The sequence below is a fragment of the Clostridiales bacterium genome (assembly GCA_014799665.1).
In the GTDB taxonomy this organism is placed as follows: domain Bacteria; phylum Bacillota; class Clostridia; order Christensenellales; family Pumilibacteraceae; genus Anaerocaecibacter.
In genome coordinates this window covers 1-14,664 of record JAAVHP010000002.1, presented here as the reverse complement: position 1 = coordinate 14,664, position 14,664 = coordinate 1, and the positions used below count along the sequence as shown (strand labels likewise).

Genomic DNA, 14,664 nt, shown 5'->3' with positions numbered 1-14,664 from the left:
GGCTTAACTGTTTGAAGTTTTTTGACAGGAGAAATTTATGATTAAGTACATAGAAGAAGAGGGCATAATCGCGCCGTTGGGCGAGTCCGTGAATGCCGATATTGCAATAACTACGTTCAGTACGCATTTGTTCGACGAGCTTGTGGCTAAGACGGGTGCGAAGGCGATAGGCGTTATGCCGGGCAGCGTTGAGATTAAGGTGTATGCGTGCGAGCTGAACGGCAAGCGCGTGGCGATCTACCAGAGCCCTATCGGCGCGCCTGCGGCGGTCGGGGCGATCGAGGAGATCTACGCGGGCGGAGTGAAAAAGGTGATTGCGTTCGGGATATGCGGCGCGCTTATACCTACGCCTATGCATACCGTTATCGTGCCTACTCGCGCGTACCGCGACGAGGGAACGAGCTATCATTATATGCCCACGACCGAGTACGTAGAGCTTACTAACAGCGGGTTTGTGCAGTCCGCGCTCGAAAAGAACGGGATCAAAACCGTTACGGGCGGGGCGTGGACGACCGACGGGTTCTACCGTGAAACGCGCACGCGCATGAGCGAGATGAAGGGTAACGGGTGTATTTGCGTGGATATGGAGTGCTCGGCGTTACAAGCTGCTGCGAACTTCCGTAAAAAGGAGTTCTATACGTTCTTTATTTCCGCGGACAGTCTTGCGGGCGACGAGTGGGAGCCGAACGATATTCTGCATTCCAAGCTGACCGATTCCAAGGCGGCGGCGGTGTACGGGGCAATGCAATTAGCCCTACTTCTTTGAAAAGAAGTAGGCAAGAAACTTTTATGTTAAATTAAGTACGGTTTAATAGCCGTACTTTTCTTTTGGGGTAAATAATAAAAACGGGTTTACTTGTTCAACATATAATATATGAACAAGAAAACGCAAACGCTTAAAAACGCATTATTTTTATTGATTTGTATTGCGGTCATCGTGCTTGCCGCTTTTGGGGCTGTCACGAGGTTTTCGGCGCGTGCCGAGACCGAGATCGACGGCGGTATGTTCGTCGACTATAACGAGGTGGAATATATCTTCTCGCACGAGCTTGTGTACGACACCGCCAAGGCGTTCGCGCCGACCAATAAGCTGCGCGATTGCTTCGACAAAGACCACTTGACCGCTAAGGAGTTCAAGGCGCTTTTGCAATCGCTGTACGATAACGGCTACGTGCTCGTTTCGCTCGACTCCGTCCTTTCGGGCGCGCCCATAGAACTGCCCGACGGCAAAAAGCCGCTTGTTTTATCGTTCGACGATATGACCTACGACACGACTAACCGCGGGTGTATAGATAAGCTCGTATTAAAGGACGGCGTGCTATACGACTATACCGAGCACGACGAAATTCAGTATACGCGTGAGCGCGAGAACGTTACTATACTCGAAAGCTTTATCGAAGCGCATCCCGATTTCTCTTTTGCGGGCGGGCGCGCCACGCTGTGTGTGAACGGGTATAACGGTATTCTCGGTTACCGCGTTACGCCCGATTGCAAGGTGAGCGACGAGCAGGTCGAGCGCGATACCGCCGATTGTAAAATACTCGTGCAGTACTTAAAGGACTTAGGGTATACGTTCGCGTCGCACACGTACTATCATAGCTACTTTAATAGCGTGAACGCCGAGCGGCTTGTCAAGGACTGTAAGGCGTGGCAAAAGTATATCGAGCCGATAGTGGGCGAGACGCGCGTGCTTTGCTATCCCGCGGGTCAGCACAAGGCGGGAACGTACAAGAACGACATATTCAAGCAGTACGGGTTCGATACGTTCTTATGCGTGGGGAGCAATGCGCCGACCGAGACCGAAAGAAATGACAGCGGCGCGCGGTATATCTACCGCCGACCGTTCGACGGCACTGCGCTAAGACTTTACGGCAAGCTTTATAAGCACTTGGTCGACACCGCCGCGATATACGATAACAGTCGGTTCAGACCGTTCTCGTATAAGGGCGGGTATTATTAATTAGGAATTAGAAATTAATAAGGTTAATATAAAAAGAGTGGTATAGCTGTACCACTCTTTTATTATTGAAATTAAAAGTTTCTTGCCTACTTCTTTTCAAAGAAGTAGGTTTTCTTTGCTTCTTTCTTGTTCACAAGAAAGAAGATAAAAATCTACGCAGCTTCGCGGGCGAACTGGGCTTTATAGAGCTCGGCATACGCGCCGCCTTTTTCGAGTAGCTCGGTATGCGTACCGCGCTCGATTATCCTGCCGCTGTCCATAACGAGAATAACGTCGGCGTTCTTTATGGTCGACAGGCGATGCGCAACTACGAACCCCGTTTTCTTCTCGCCGCTATCGGGGTGGAGCAGTTTATCGAACGCGTTCTGCACTCGCTTCTCGGTGCGCGTGTCGATATTACTCGTTGCCTCGTCGAGTATGAGCATGGGCGGATTGACAAGAAATATCCGCGCAATATTGATCAGCTGTTTCTGCCCCTGTGAAATGCCGTCGCTGTCGTCGATGATCGTGTCGTAGCCGTTCGGCATACGCTCGATAAACCCGTCGATATCGGCGGCGCGCGCGGCGGCTTTGATCTCGTCGAGCGTGGCGTCGGGCTTGCCGTACGCGATATTTTCTCGCACCGTGCCCTTGAACACCCAGCTGTCCTGCAACACCATGCCGAACCGACTGCGCACGCTGCTGCGGCTGTACTCGGCGGCGTCCGTGCCGTCCAGTAATATCCTGCCCGCGTCGGGATCGTAGAACCGCATTAGTAGGTTAATAAGCGTGGTCTTGCCGCAGCCCGTGCGCCCGACGATAGCTACGAGCGTGCCCTGCGGCACGTCGAGATTAAGGTCCTGCAAGAGCGGCTTTTCGGGCACGTACGAGAAATCGATATTTTCGAGCGCAATGCCGTTGCAGTCCGCGAGCGTTTTCCCGTCGTCGTTCTGCGGCTCGACGTCCGCAAGATCGAGCACGCGCTTAGCGGCGGCGAGCGAGGTCTGGAACTCGGTCACAACGCCCGTTATCTCGTTGAGCGGGCGCGCGAACTGGTTGGCGTAGAGCAAAAGCTGTGTAATGCCGCCGACGGTCACGACCGTGCCGCCCGCGCCCGTTATGGCGAACACCGTGCCCATGACCGCGGCTACCGCGTACACTATCGAGTTGATAAGCCGCGTCGACGGATTGACGAGCGACGAATAGAACGTCGCCTTAAACCCGCACTTATTGAGCGCGTCGTTGGTCACGCCGAACTCGCTCTCGGCTCGCGGCGCATAGCCGTATGCCGCTACGAGATTGCGATTTTTTACGGTCTCCTCGGTCTTGGCGAACAGCTCGCCGCGTACCTTGGTCTGCTCGGTGAAATACTTGTGCGTGCCGCGCGCCACGAAATACGATACGAGCATGGACAGGGGAGTGAGCGCGGCGACGGCAAGCGCTATCCACGGGTTGATCAGTATCATAAACACGAGCGTGCCGATTATGGTGACAACGCCCGTGAATATCTGCGTTGCGCCCTGAATAATGCCGTCCGCTATCTGGTCGGCGTCGACTGAAATTCGCGCCGAAAGATCGCCGTGCGCCTTGCTGTCGATAAGGCTTATCGGCGCGTCGACAAGCGCGGCAAACCCCGCGCGCCGCGCGTCGCGAACGGACAAGTGCGCCGCGCGCTGTGCGGTTATGTTCATAAGCCACTGGAACACCATAACGCACACGATAAGCCCTGCGAGCGCTATCGCATAGATCATGAGCTTGTAAAAATCGACCGCCAAAGCGACGATACAGTCCACCGCTTCGCCGATAACGACGGGCACGAACAGGGTAGCCGCCGCCGAGATCATCGCGCACACGAACGATATAACGACAAGCCCCGTGTGCGGTTTGAGATATTTCATTAGCCGCTTAATCGTCGACGGCTGTTTTGTTTTTTTGTTTTTCATAATCACTCCGTTTGCGACGCGCAGAACTCTGCGTACAGCGGGCAAGAGGTTTTGAGCGTTTCGTGCGTGCCGTAGCCGACGACCGCGCCGCCGTCGAGAACGAGGATATTATCGCACCCCGATACCGCGCTTATGCGTTGTGACACGAAAATCTTCGCGCCGTCGACCGTCTTCATGGCATTGACGAAATCGCGTTCGGTCTTGTAGTCAAGCGCGCTCGTAACGTCGTCGAACAGGTACAAAATATTGTCGCGGCAGAGCGCACGCGCAATCGACAGGCGTTGGCGTTGCCCGCCCGAAAGGTTTTTGCCGTCGCCCGCGACCTCGCCGTCGGGACCCAGGCTCTCCCATAGCTCCTTGGCTTGGGCGAGCTCCATTGCGCGCTCCTCTTGCTCGCGCGTAACGCCGTCGCCCGCGATCGTGAGATTGCTTTCGATCGTGCCGCGAAGCGCCGCGGCGCGCTGGGGCACGTACCCGATAAACGAGCGTAGCGCGGTGACGTCGTAGTCGTTCAGCGGTCTGCCGCAAAATTCGATAACGCCCGCGGCGGGCTCGTAGAACTTTTCGGCGAGCGCGACGAGCGTGGTTTTGCCGCTACCCGTGCCGCCGATTATGCCGAGCGTTTCGCCCTTTTTGAGCGTGAACGAAATATCTCGAACGTCGTAGTCGCCGTCGTAGGCGAAAGACACGCCGTCGAATTTGAGCACGGTATCGCAGTCAAGCGGTTGAGTCTCGACGCCGTTGTCGGGCAGCGGCTCGTCGAGTATCTCGTTTACGCGCGCGGCGCACGCTGCCGACCGCGTAAACACCGAGAACACGTTGCCGATATTGACTATTACAAAAAACGCTTGATTAAGGTAGTTGATGAGCGCAACCGTTTCGCCCTGCGTGAGATCGCCGATATTGACCTTGATGCCGCCGAACCACAGCACGGCGATTATCGCGAGGTTGACGACCGCGAAGGTGAGGGGAGCGAGAAGCGCGGATATACGCGCCGCGCCGATATTGACATGCGCGGTGGTTTCCGCCGTGCCGTCGAACTCGGCTTTGGCGGTGGACTGCTTGCCGAACGCGCGGATGACGCGTGCGCCGGTAAGGCTCTGCGTTGTCGAGCGCGACAGCTCGTCGAGGTTCTTTTGTGCCTTTTTCACGCGCGGCATGGTCAGCCGAAGCACGAGCGTGATCGTTGCGCCGAGAACGACCGTCATTGCGAGGAACATGAGCGACAGAACGGGATCGATTATCATGCTCATGACGAACGCGCCGACGACCACGAACGGCATACGAAGAACGAGTCGCAAAAACATATTAAGCGCGTTTTGGCAGTTGGTGACGTCGCCCGTTACGCGCGTGACGAGCGACGAGCCGCCCAGCCTTTCGGCGGTCGAGATAGGCAGCTTGTTTATATGCCCGAAGGTCGCCGCGCGCAGGCGTGTGCCGAACCCCAGCGCGACCTTGCTCGCCAGGTACTGACCCGTTATGGATATAACGAATCCGCCGACGGCGAGCGCGCCGATAATAACGCACCACTTGATAACGTAGTTCGCGTCGGAATTGGCTATACCCACGTCGATAACGTTCTTGATGATTATGGGCACGCAAAGCTCGGCAATCGCTTCTATCAGCTTGCACAGCGGCGCTGCGAGCGTTGCGGGCACGTGTCCTTTGAGAAATCGCATTAGCTTGATCATATAACTTATTATATTATTTATGAAAAAAAGTGTCAAGAGTTTAGCGTTATTGCAAAACGGCAATAAATTAGGTATATCCCGGGGTAAGCCCCGGGAAGCGCACTTTGTGCGCTTCGCGCCCCAAGGGTCGCGGTCACCTAATTTCTCGTCGTCGCATTTTTGCCCTTGCAAGCAAGCAAAAATGCTCCTCGAATAACTTTTATCATATCTTGGGAGAAAAAATCATGTTTGGAATAAAGCCTATATTTTGGGTGCTCATCAACGCCACGGTCGCTTTCGTGTATCTGTTCATAATATCCAAGCTGCTCGGCAAAAAACAAATAGCCCAGCTCGAATTTATAGACTACACGATCGGCATTTCGCTCGGCTCGATCGCCGCCGAAATGGCGTTTACCACCGACGTGCCGTTTTACTACTTTTTGATAGCAATGACGATATTCTTCGTGCTGGCGCTGCTCGTCGCCGTGATAGGGCGAAAAAACACATTCCTTAAACGCCTGTTAAAGGGCAAGCCCGCCACGCTTATCTACGACGGCAAGATAGACTACAAACAGCTCAAAAAGAACAATATCGACGTGAACGATCTGCTGTCCATGCTCCGCGAAAAAGGGTTCTTCGATATTACAGACGTCGCGTACGCCATATTCGAGCCGAGCGGCGATCTGTCCGTTCTGCCCGTCGGTGCGCAAAAGCCGCTCGTTATGGAAGACCTCGATAAAGACAAGATAGAAAAAGCGGAGCTCACAGACGTACTGATAGTAGACGGCGCGGTATCGTACTCGGGACTGTCGGAGATAAACAAGGACGTCGATTGGCTGTTCGGTCGGCTGAACATAAAAGAGAAGCGCGACCTGGCGAATATCATACTTGCCGTGTACGATGACAAAACGGATAAGTTCAACGTGCATTACAAAAACAACGGATAAAAATAAAAAGGGTATAAGTTTTCGCGCCTTGCTATTTAGAATGTCGTAGAGATATTTATAACGATAAGATATTACTCGGGTGTAACAATTAATGAACCACCTAAGTAAATACACGACAGTAAAAAACTTTGCCTACTTTCTTTCGAAAAAGAAAGTAGGTCAATTTACTTGCTTTTCTATCCTTTAATTGTTATAATGAGAGTATGAAAAGTGTCGAATTAAACACGAATTGGAAAGTAGTTACCGAGCAGGCGGAATACGTTACGAGCCTGCCGCACGACGTTACCGCGTCGGCGGCACGCGATTATTCGTGTGCGTTCGGTCAGCTCAACGGTTACGTGCCGTCGGCGCGTGCCGTTTTCACGCACGATCTGCCGAAGCTAACCAACGACGGCATAGCGGAGCTTATCATACTCGGCTCGTGCGGTTACGGCTCGGTATACGTGAACGAAACGGCTATCGGCACTATCGACTGCTACGGTCCTGCGCGGTTCTTTATAGACAGCTCGTTGCTTTGCTCGCACAACACGCTCAAAATCGACCTTGTGACCTCGCCCGAAATGTCCGATAAATATATCGGTCTGGGCATAGCGGATGGCGTAAAGCTGAACATATTCGACGCGCCCGCAGAAATACTGTATAACAGTCTGTTCGTCAAAACCGCGACGGTAGGCGACAAAACCTACGCCGACTGCTCGCTTTTCGTATATAACAACTCCGACAAAACGCTCAAACTCACGCTCGACTGCACCGCGCTCAATATGCGCGGCAAGCGCGCGGGCAAAAAGCAGCGCAAGATATTCCTTCGCGCGGACCAGAGCAAAGAATTCACCGTGCGCGTCCGCTTGTCCAATGCGTACGAATGGTCGACCGACGACACGTACGTTTACACCATGTCGGCTAAGCTTCTCTCGCAGACCGGTGAAGAAGTGTGCGCCGCGGCTACGCGGTTCGGCGTGGTGTCGCGTGCGCTCAATTCACGCGGGCTGTATATCAATAACAACAAAACGCTTATGTTCGGCGCGTACCTCTCTCATGCGGACGCGGCGCTCGGCGGCGTATCCGTATACTCCAACGAAGTACGGCGCTTGACCCTGCTCAAAGAAATAGGGTATAACGCAGTGCACTTCGTCGGCTGCCCGACCACCGCCGCGCTTGATGCGTGCGACGACGTGGGTATGCTCGCGTTCGTAGATGTCTGCGACAGACTCATTGCACACAAAGCCCCGCTCGACGGCGTGTTCAACACGATTGCGGTCGACGACACCGTCAAGGTGCTCAGGAACCACCCGTCGGTCGCGCTGTACGGCGTAGCGGACGACGTGCCCGAATGCTACAACCGCAACAACGGTCACGAGCTAATAAAAATGATCGCGGACGGAATTAAAGCGACGGACGACACGCGCCCCGTAACGGTCTCGGCGCGCGAGTTCGTGCCTACTGCGTTAGAGCTCGAAAAAGTCGGTTGCAAGAAATACTCGATGGGCAGCGACGCCGCGGCTATCAGCGCGGGCAGGGAACACGATTTGTTCGACAAGCTCACCGCGGGCGCGTTCGAGCTCGTCGACGTGTGCGGCTTCAACTATCTGGATAATATGTACGAAAGCGAAAAAGCCAAGCGCAACCGCATTGTCGTGGGCGCGCGGACAAGCTCGCTTCGCGCTTTCGAAAGCCTCGACGCTACCGAAAAGAACGACAGCGTTATAGGCGACTTTAACGAGTGCGGTATCGACTATCCCGGCGGCGGCAAGCTCAACGAGATACTCAACACACTCGGCGATATTGACGCTATCGGCTGCGAGAAACCGCAAGCCGTGTATAAACGCATACTCCTCGGCGCGCGAAACGTCGCGTATATCACGGTATCCGATCCCGAAACGGACGAGCCCGTCAGTATGTGGAACTGGCCGCGTCACCTCGGTCAGCGCGTGAACGTAAAGGTGTACACCTCGGGCGACGTAGTCGCGCTGTACCTCGACGGTCGGCTTCTGGGCCGCAAGCTCGCGGGCAAGATAAACAGGCATATCGCTTCGTTCTCCGTCGACTACTATCCCGGCACGCTCGAAGCGGTCGCGTACTTTAAAGGCGTCGAGTGCGCAAGGACCTCGCTCAAATCGGCGGGCTCGCCCAAAACGGTCAGGCTCTCCGCGTTCGATAAGAACCTATCGGTCGCGCGCGGCGACTTCGGGTTCGTCACCGTTGAAGTGTGCGATAAGGACGGTACGCTCGTGCCGTACGCTATGCGCAATCTTACGGCGAGCGTTACGGGCGGCGAGCTAGTCGCGTTCATAAACGCCGACCCCATGCTCAGGAAAACCGACTTCGATACCTGTCCCGCGTTTAACGGCAGAGCGCTTGCGGTCATAAGACCCGACCCCGCCGAGAACAAAGCGGTAGTCAAGATTTCGGGCGACGGACTGTCGTCGAACAGGATATCGTTTAAAATTAAGAATTAACCGACGGCGTATTCATCACCGTATACGAACTACGCTCGGCTCGCCGCCTAGGTCATGTAGGTGGGTCTACACTCCCGTCGGCGGCTCACCGACTGTTGTCCGTCTACGGCGCGACTAAGCCGTCGGGAACTCATTTTCGTAAAACACTATTATACAATTTATTTTATAGGTTATAATCTTTATTGGAGAAACCATGAAAAAACGCACTCTCGTATCAATATCTCTTGCCGCCGTGCTTGCCGCTTGTCCGATAGCGCTCACGGGTTGCTCGGGCGATCATTATTCGTCGATAAGCTTCGACGCGCAGGACACTTCGCATATCGTCACAAGCCAGGGCGGTTCGGCGGTTGCCTACGGCAACTACGTGTACTTTATAAACGGCACGCGCGGCTACGACGATACCGACGGCAACGCCAACGTTTGGAACAAGACCGTTAAGGGCGCGCTTTACCGCGCCGAGCTCAACGGCAAGACCGCAGAGGACAAGAACACCGGGCTTAACACGTTCATGCCCGAGCTCGACGACAAGGGCTACGAGTTCAAGTTCACGGCGGGCGAGGACTACTTCGGCGAGCCCAAGGATATTATCGATAACGCCAAGATCGCGCCCAAGACGATAGGTACGAGCGGGTACGCGACGGGCGGCATATTCATTTACGACAACGCCGTGTTCTTTGCTTCGCCCAATAACGAGAAGAACTCGACGGGTACCGTTCAGACCACGAGTACCGATTTCTTCATGATGCCACTGAACGGCGGCTCGCCCAAAAAGATCTACACCACGAGCGAAAAGGTCGATACCAGTTCGGCGGCGTACGCGTTCTATAAGCATGACGGGTTCGTGTATCTCGTTGTCAACGAGGACGGCACGATCGTGTCGGTCAAGATAAACGCCGATAAAGCGAAGGTCTACGATCCCGTGGCTTACGAGGTCGAAGCTACGAGCGTATACTTCCCCGTACGCGATACCTACTATACGGGCATAGCCAACAACACGCCCGAGGACTTTATCTATTTCGTGCGTGCGGTCACCGACGACGATACGCAGCGCGCGGGCACGGTCATCGAGGCTATGCGCCCCGACGGCAGCGATAACTTCGTCGTGTCCATGACGGGCAATACCGAAACGATCGAGGGCGTGCGCGACGGCATACTGTTCTACCGCACGGCGGACGGCGCGGGCAATACCGTGCTTGCTTACGACAACCTGCACAACAAGCTTATGGAATACTCGGCGGCGTATAAAGCCGAGCAGGAGAAAGCGGAAGAACCGAACTCGAACATAAGCGGACGGTTCCCTACGTTCATTTCGAGCGATTTTACTTCGGTCTATCCGTTCCGTGCCGATACTAAGTCGAACGTCGTGTATTTCGTGGCGCAGACGAGCAGTGCGCTCGTGCTGTACACCAACAGCAATTCCACGCCGCGCTTGGGCGTTATCTCGGCGACTGCGGGCACGCCGCAGTTTATTCAGGGCAATTACCTGTACTTCGCGGGATCGAGCAACGATTTCTACCGCGCGCCGCTGTTCTCTAATCTCGACGGCTACGGCGAGGCGCAATTGCTCGCCGAGGAAACCACTTCCGCGGGCATAAGCTGCGACTACGCGGCGGGGTATTTCACGTACTTCGCCAAGGTCGACGACTGGGCGGATGGCTATACCTATTTCTATAAGGTCGACGGCGCCGAGGGTATGGAAGCGCAGTTCGTCGGCACGATCGCCGAGTTCGACCAGCCGACCGAGGAGGAAATCAAGAATATCCTCGAAGGCAACGATACCGAGGACGATTCTACGGAAGAATAGTTTATTTTCTTCCTTCTTGTGAACAAGAAGGAAGCGAAGAAAACTTTAAGCTAGTTATTAAAAGAGTGGTTAAGCTTAACCACTCTTTTTGCGTGTTGGAATAAAGTGTGTTATGCTTAATCGCCCGAAAAACCCACCCTCCCCTTGGGGGAGGGGTAGGGGAGGGGGCATTATAGGTAAGAGTGAAAAGAGAAGAGTTAATAGGTAAATGGTAAATATAGAAAAACATTTAACTTATTCACTTTTCACTATTACTTCTTATTTATCTATTATGCCCCTTCCACCGCAAGCGGTCCCCCTCCCCCCAAAAGGTGGAGGTTAATTATCGCGTGTTCGGGTTTTTATTCTAAAAACGGCACCTCGTGCCCCCTCAAAAGTGTATATTTATAATCTGCGTGTTAGTTATAACCACTTTTATCCCGAAAAACGTAACTTTTTTGGCTTGTGTCATTTCGAGCGGAAGCGAGAAATCTCACCGCGGATAAGGTTTACAATAGGGTAGTATCGAAATTAAAACACAGATAACGAAAAGCGTTCTGAACGGCCGTTATCTGTGTTTTTGTTTTACTTAACTCAATCGATTGTGTTCTTTACTGCTTATGCCGCTATCAAGCCGCTTCAAGAGATTCCTCGCCACCCTCGGAATGACAGGAGGTGTGCTTTTTCGCACCGAAATTATTAGCTTAAAAGTTTCTTGCCTACTTCTTTTCAAAGAAGTAGGTCAAAGAAGTACGGGGAAAAAATTAAAAAAATTTTCTTAACGGATATTGACAAATCATAAAAAAGTAGTATAATGTATGTATGAGAAAAAAGCATAGGGGAAGCTATCTAATCGGTTAGGTTAAAAGCCTGCCTTACGGTTTTTCTTAAATACAAATTTCATTCATGAGGGAAAAATGAAAAAAATCAAATTATCAAGATTAGCTGCAACTATCACGGCGGGCGCAATGTGCTTAGCAATGGGCGTAGGCGCCGTAGCGTGCTCCGGCGGCGACTCGCATAACTGGTCGGACAAATGGACGCCCGACGCCACCAGTCACTGGCACACCTGCCTCGACGAAGACTGCAACGATACCAAAGATAAAGCCGCGCACGTAGACGCCAACGACGACGGCAAGTGCGACGTTTGTGAATACGTTATCAAAGCACCCGAACAAGGCGGCGAGACCGGTGGAGAGACCGGTGGAGAGACCGGCGGCGAAACCGGTGGAGAGACCGGCGGCGAAACCGGTGGAGAGACCGGCGGCGAAACCGGTGGAGAGACCGGCGGCGAAACCGGTGGTGAGACTGGCGGCGAAACCGGTGGGGAGACCGGCGGCGAAACCGGTGGAGAGACCGGCGGAGAGACCGGCGGTGAAGGTGAAACGATAGAAGATGGCGTATACGCCGGTACCACTAAGCTTACCGCAACGTTCACGGTCAATCCCGAAAAAGACTACGAAGTTATGATTGAGGGTCTTGTCTTAGAGGAAGAAGCAACCGTCAAAATCGCTTACAACGGCGTAATTGTTGGTATCGATAAGACCAAGTCCGGCGGTGACGCTACGTATTTGGACGACGGTGAGAGCTTCACGCTCGCGGCAGGAACGTACGTCGGCTTGTACTATACTTTTGATTCGGAAAACGATGATTACCAGAAACTTTGGGTAATTAAACAAGCAGAACATCTCGACGTGGATAAAAATGAAGGGCTTACTTATAAACAATTCGATTCCGGTGATGATTCCGTAAAAATTTCCGAAGGAGTTTACCTTGTAGGTAAGTACCAATCGAGAAATATGAGTAGTTACGATTGGTTCAGTGGCTTCCAAATGACGGAAACTTCAACAACGGGCGTCTATGAGATTGTGGTCTATTTATACGTGGGCGATCAAATTAAGGCGCGTGTAGGTTGCGATGATGGTAAGGGGCATAGCGTTTGGAAAGAAGAAGAAGGTGTTTATAACTGGAACGGTAACAACTGCAATATTGAAAAAGAAGGCTACTACACCGTTACGATTGATATCAGCGCAGACAATAACGATTACGAGCTGAAAGTAACATATGTCGGGACTACCCTTGCAGCATAATCACGATAACATTTAACCACACACAAAAAAGGCTCTGTTCGAAAGAACGGAGCTTTTTTGTGCGGGGAAATGCGTGTTCGGCATGACCGCAGTAGTATGCCACCCCCATGCCCCCATTTGGGGAAGGCGAGTAGCGATTAGGCGTTCACTTTCTATAATCACCACGCAGGGGTACCTTACGTCCCACCACGCCCTGAACCCTACTTTTCCACAATATCGTCGATAAAGCCGTCCTTGACGGTATACGAATGTAGTTTGGCGTTGCCGTTTTTGTCGATAAGATAGAACTCGCCGTCGTTCTTCCACGAGCACTCGGCTATGCGCTCGTAACCGTCGAAGAAGCCGATAAGCGTTTTCTTATCGATATCGCGTTTAAGGTTGTCGGTGAGCATGGCATAAGCCGAGTTTTCCTCGCAGTTCTTGATCAGCGAGAACAGCCGCGTTATCGGGCTTATCGGCGCGGTCGGGGTTTTGTTCGGCGCGCAGCCGTAGACTACGGGATAGTGCGGCGCGAGCAGCAACAGGTAGTGCTCGGGCGAAAGGCGTATGCCGCAGGCGAGCGGCGTTTTTAGGCTTTCGGTCGCCACGAGCTTGACGGTATACGGCAGCATACCCGCGTTTAACGGGAGCACGGTAACGTACACTACGTCGTACTCTTGCATTTGCAGGCTGTCGCAACGCTCGACGAACTCGCCGTTGATATTGAACACACAGTCGAAATCGGTTTGTATATGCAGTTCCATACGCTAAGTATATTTTTTCGATTGTATGTATATTCATGCTTTGGTTTGTCGATTATTATATTATCGTTATAAAAGGTGGTATCATACAATGAACAACAACAATTGGACGGTCGAACAAACGCGCGAGCTGTTTGCGCTTTGCGACGGCGCGCGGCGCGAGGGCAAGAGCCTTACGGGCGCGTTCAGGCGCGTTGCCGAGCGCACGGGCAGGTCGGTCAACTCGGTGCGTAATTATTATTACGGTCAAGCCAAAACGTTCGAGCTCGTGCCCGAGGTCGCGGACAAGCTCGGTATTCGGGCTTGCACCGTCGAGCGCGAACGGTTCGTGCCGTTCACGGACAGCGAGGTTTACAGTCTTGTCGAGTGCGTGCTCATAGCGGGCGGGCGCGGCGTGAGCGTGCGCAAGGCGATTTACGAGCTTGCGGGCGGCGACGACAGGCTCGCGCTGAGGTATCAGAACAAGTATCGGTCGGTACTGCGCTCGCACCGCAAGACGGTCGAGGAAATCATGCAGTCGCTGAGTTCGCGCGGCATTGCCTACCGCGATCCGTACGCCAAAGCAGAACGCGATAACTTTTCGCGGCTCACCGAGTATTTATCCACGCTCGACGATAACAAGGTCGATAAGTTCTTGTCTATTATAGAGAAGCTGGTGTAACAGGGCGCAGGGTATAGGGCGTAGGGTCCCCCTACGGGGCGATTGTAGAAAGTGGAAGCGGTTTTGCTTGTGTCATTTCGAGCGGAAGCGAGAAATCTCACCGCGGATACAGGTTACAGAAAAATTAATATCGAAATTAAAACATGGATAACGGAAAGCGTTCTGAACGGCTGTTATCTGTGTTTTTGTTTTACTTAACTCAATCGATTGTGTTCTTTACTGCTTATGCCGCTATCAAGCCGCTTCAAGAGATTCCTCGCCACCCTCGGAATGACAGTAGTCGTGGTTTTACTACGTTAAAACATATTAACGTAAAAGTTCCTTGCCTACGCATTCCAAAGTGGCGTAGAGATATTAATATTGTTAAGACATTACTCGGGTGTAACAAATAATGAACCACCCAAGCAAAAACACGACACTAAAAGTTTCTTGCCT

General features: G+C 53.0%; 10 protein-coding genes and 1 pseudogene. 8 read left to right on the top strand and 3 right to left on the bottom strand.

All coding sequences use genetic code 11. The annotated features are described in order from the left end of the window. Positions 1 to 37 precede the first annotated feature (37 nt). Together HDT28_00080 and HDT28_00075 are read left to right on the top strand one after the other, a co-directional pair. On the top strand, positions 38 to 766 hold the full coding sequence (locus HDT28_00080) for a nucleoside phosphorylase (protein MBD5130984.1): 729 nt from the start codon (positions 38 to 40) through the stop codon (positions 764 to 766). 108 nt (positions 767 to 874) lie between these two features. Beyond that, the gene (locus HDT28_00075) at positions 875 to 1,960 is read left to right on the top strand and encodes a polysaccharide deacetylase family protein (protein MBD5130983.1); all 1,086 of its coding nucleotides are present in this window, start codon (positions 875 to 877) and stop codon (positions 1,958 to 1,960) included. 152 nt (positions 1,961 to 2,112) lie between these two features. Here HDT28_00075 and HDT28_00070 read toward each other — a convergent pair whose 3' ends face one another. Together HDT28_00070 and HDT28_00065 are read right to left on the bottom strand one after the other, a co-directional pair. After that, positions 2,113 to 3,882, bottom strand: coding sequence for an ABC transporter ATP-binding protein (locus HDT28_00070; GenBank protein ID MBD5130982.1), 1,770 nt, complete (start codon positions 3,880 to 3,882; stop codon positions 2,113 to 2,115). Between the two features lie 2 nt (positions 3,883 to 3,884). Beyond that, entirely contained in the window at positions 3,885 to 5,573 is a 1,689-nt protein-coding gene (locus tag HDT28_00065; protein ID MBD5130981.1) for an ABC transporter ATP-binding protein, read from the bottom strand. Between the two features lie 224 nt (positions 5,574 to 5,797). Here HDT28_00065 and HDT28_00060 point away from each other — a divergent pair, with 224 nt between their 5' ends. The 4 genes and pseudogenes from HDT28_00060 to HDT28_00045 all read left to right on the top strand — a co-directional run bounded on the left by HDT28_00060 (position 5,798) and on the right by HDT28_00045 (position 12,117). Further along, positions 5,798 to 6,499, top strand: coding sequence for a DUF421 domain-containing protein (locus tag HDT28_00060; protein ID MBD5130980.1), 702 nt, complete (start codon positions 5,798 to 5,800; stop codon positions 6,497 to 6,499). A 203-nt stretch (positions 6,500 to 6,702) separates the two neighbouring features. Continuing rightward, the gene (locus HDT28_00055; GenBank protein ID MBD5130979.1) at positions 6,703 to 8,955 is read left to right on the top strand and encodes a glycoside hydrolase family 2 protein; all 2,253 of its coding nucleotides are present in this window, start codon (positions 6,703 to 6,705) and stop codon (positions 8,953 to 8,955) included. 193 nt (positions 8,956 to 9,148) lie between these two features. After that, positions 9,149 to 10,759, top strand: a complete 1,611-nt coding sequence (locus HDT28_00050; GenBank protein MBD5130978.1) for a hypothetical protein — start codon at positions 9,149 to 9,151, stop codon at positions 10,757 to 10,759. 1,157 nt (positions 10,760 to 11,916) lie between these two features. Beyond that, positions 11,917 to 12,117: pseudogene (locus tag HDT28_00045) on the top strand (sulfurtransferase). Positions 12,118 to 13,028: 911 nt separating this feature from the next. Here HDT28_00045 and HDT28_00040 read toward each other — a convergent pair. Beyond that, positions 13,029 to 13,571 carry a hypothetical protein gene (locus HDT28_00040; protein ID MBD5130977.1) on the bottom strand — a complete coding sequence of 181 codons (543 nt, stop codon included), beginning with the start codon at positions 13,569 to 13,571 and terminating at the stop codon, positions 13,029 to 13,031. A gap of 88 nt (positions 13,572 to 13,659) precedes the next feature. On the opposite strand from HDT28_00040, the gene HDT28_00035 reads away from it, so the two are divergent. Then, positions 13,660 to 14,229, top strand: a complete 570-nt coding sequence (locus tag HDT28_00035; GenBank protein MBD5130976.1) for a hypothetical protein — start codon at positions 13,660 to 13,662, stop codon at positions 14,227 to 14,229. A gap of 143 nt (positions 14,230 to 14,372) precedes the next feature. Then, positions 14,373 to 14,621, top strand: a complete 249-nt coding sequence (locus HDT28_00030) for a hypothetical protein (GenBank protein ID MBD5130975.1) — start codon at positions 14,373 to 14,375, stop codon at positions 14,619 to 14,621. The last annotated feature ends 43 nt before the right edge of the window (positions 14,622 to 14,664 follow it).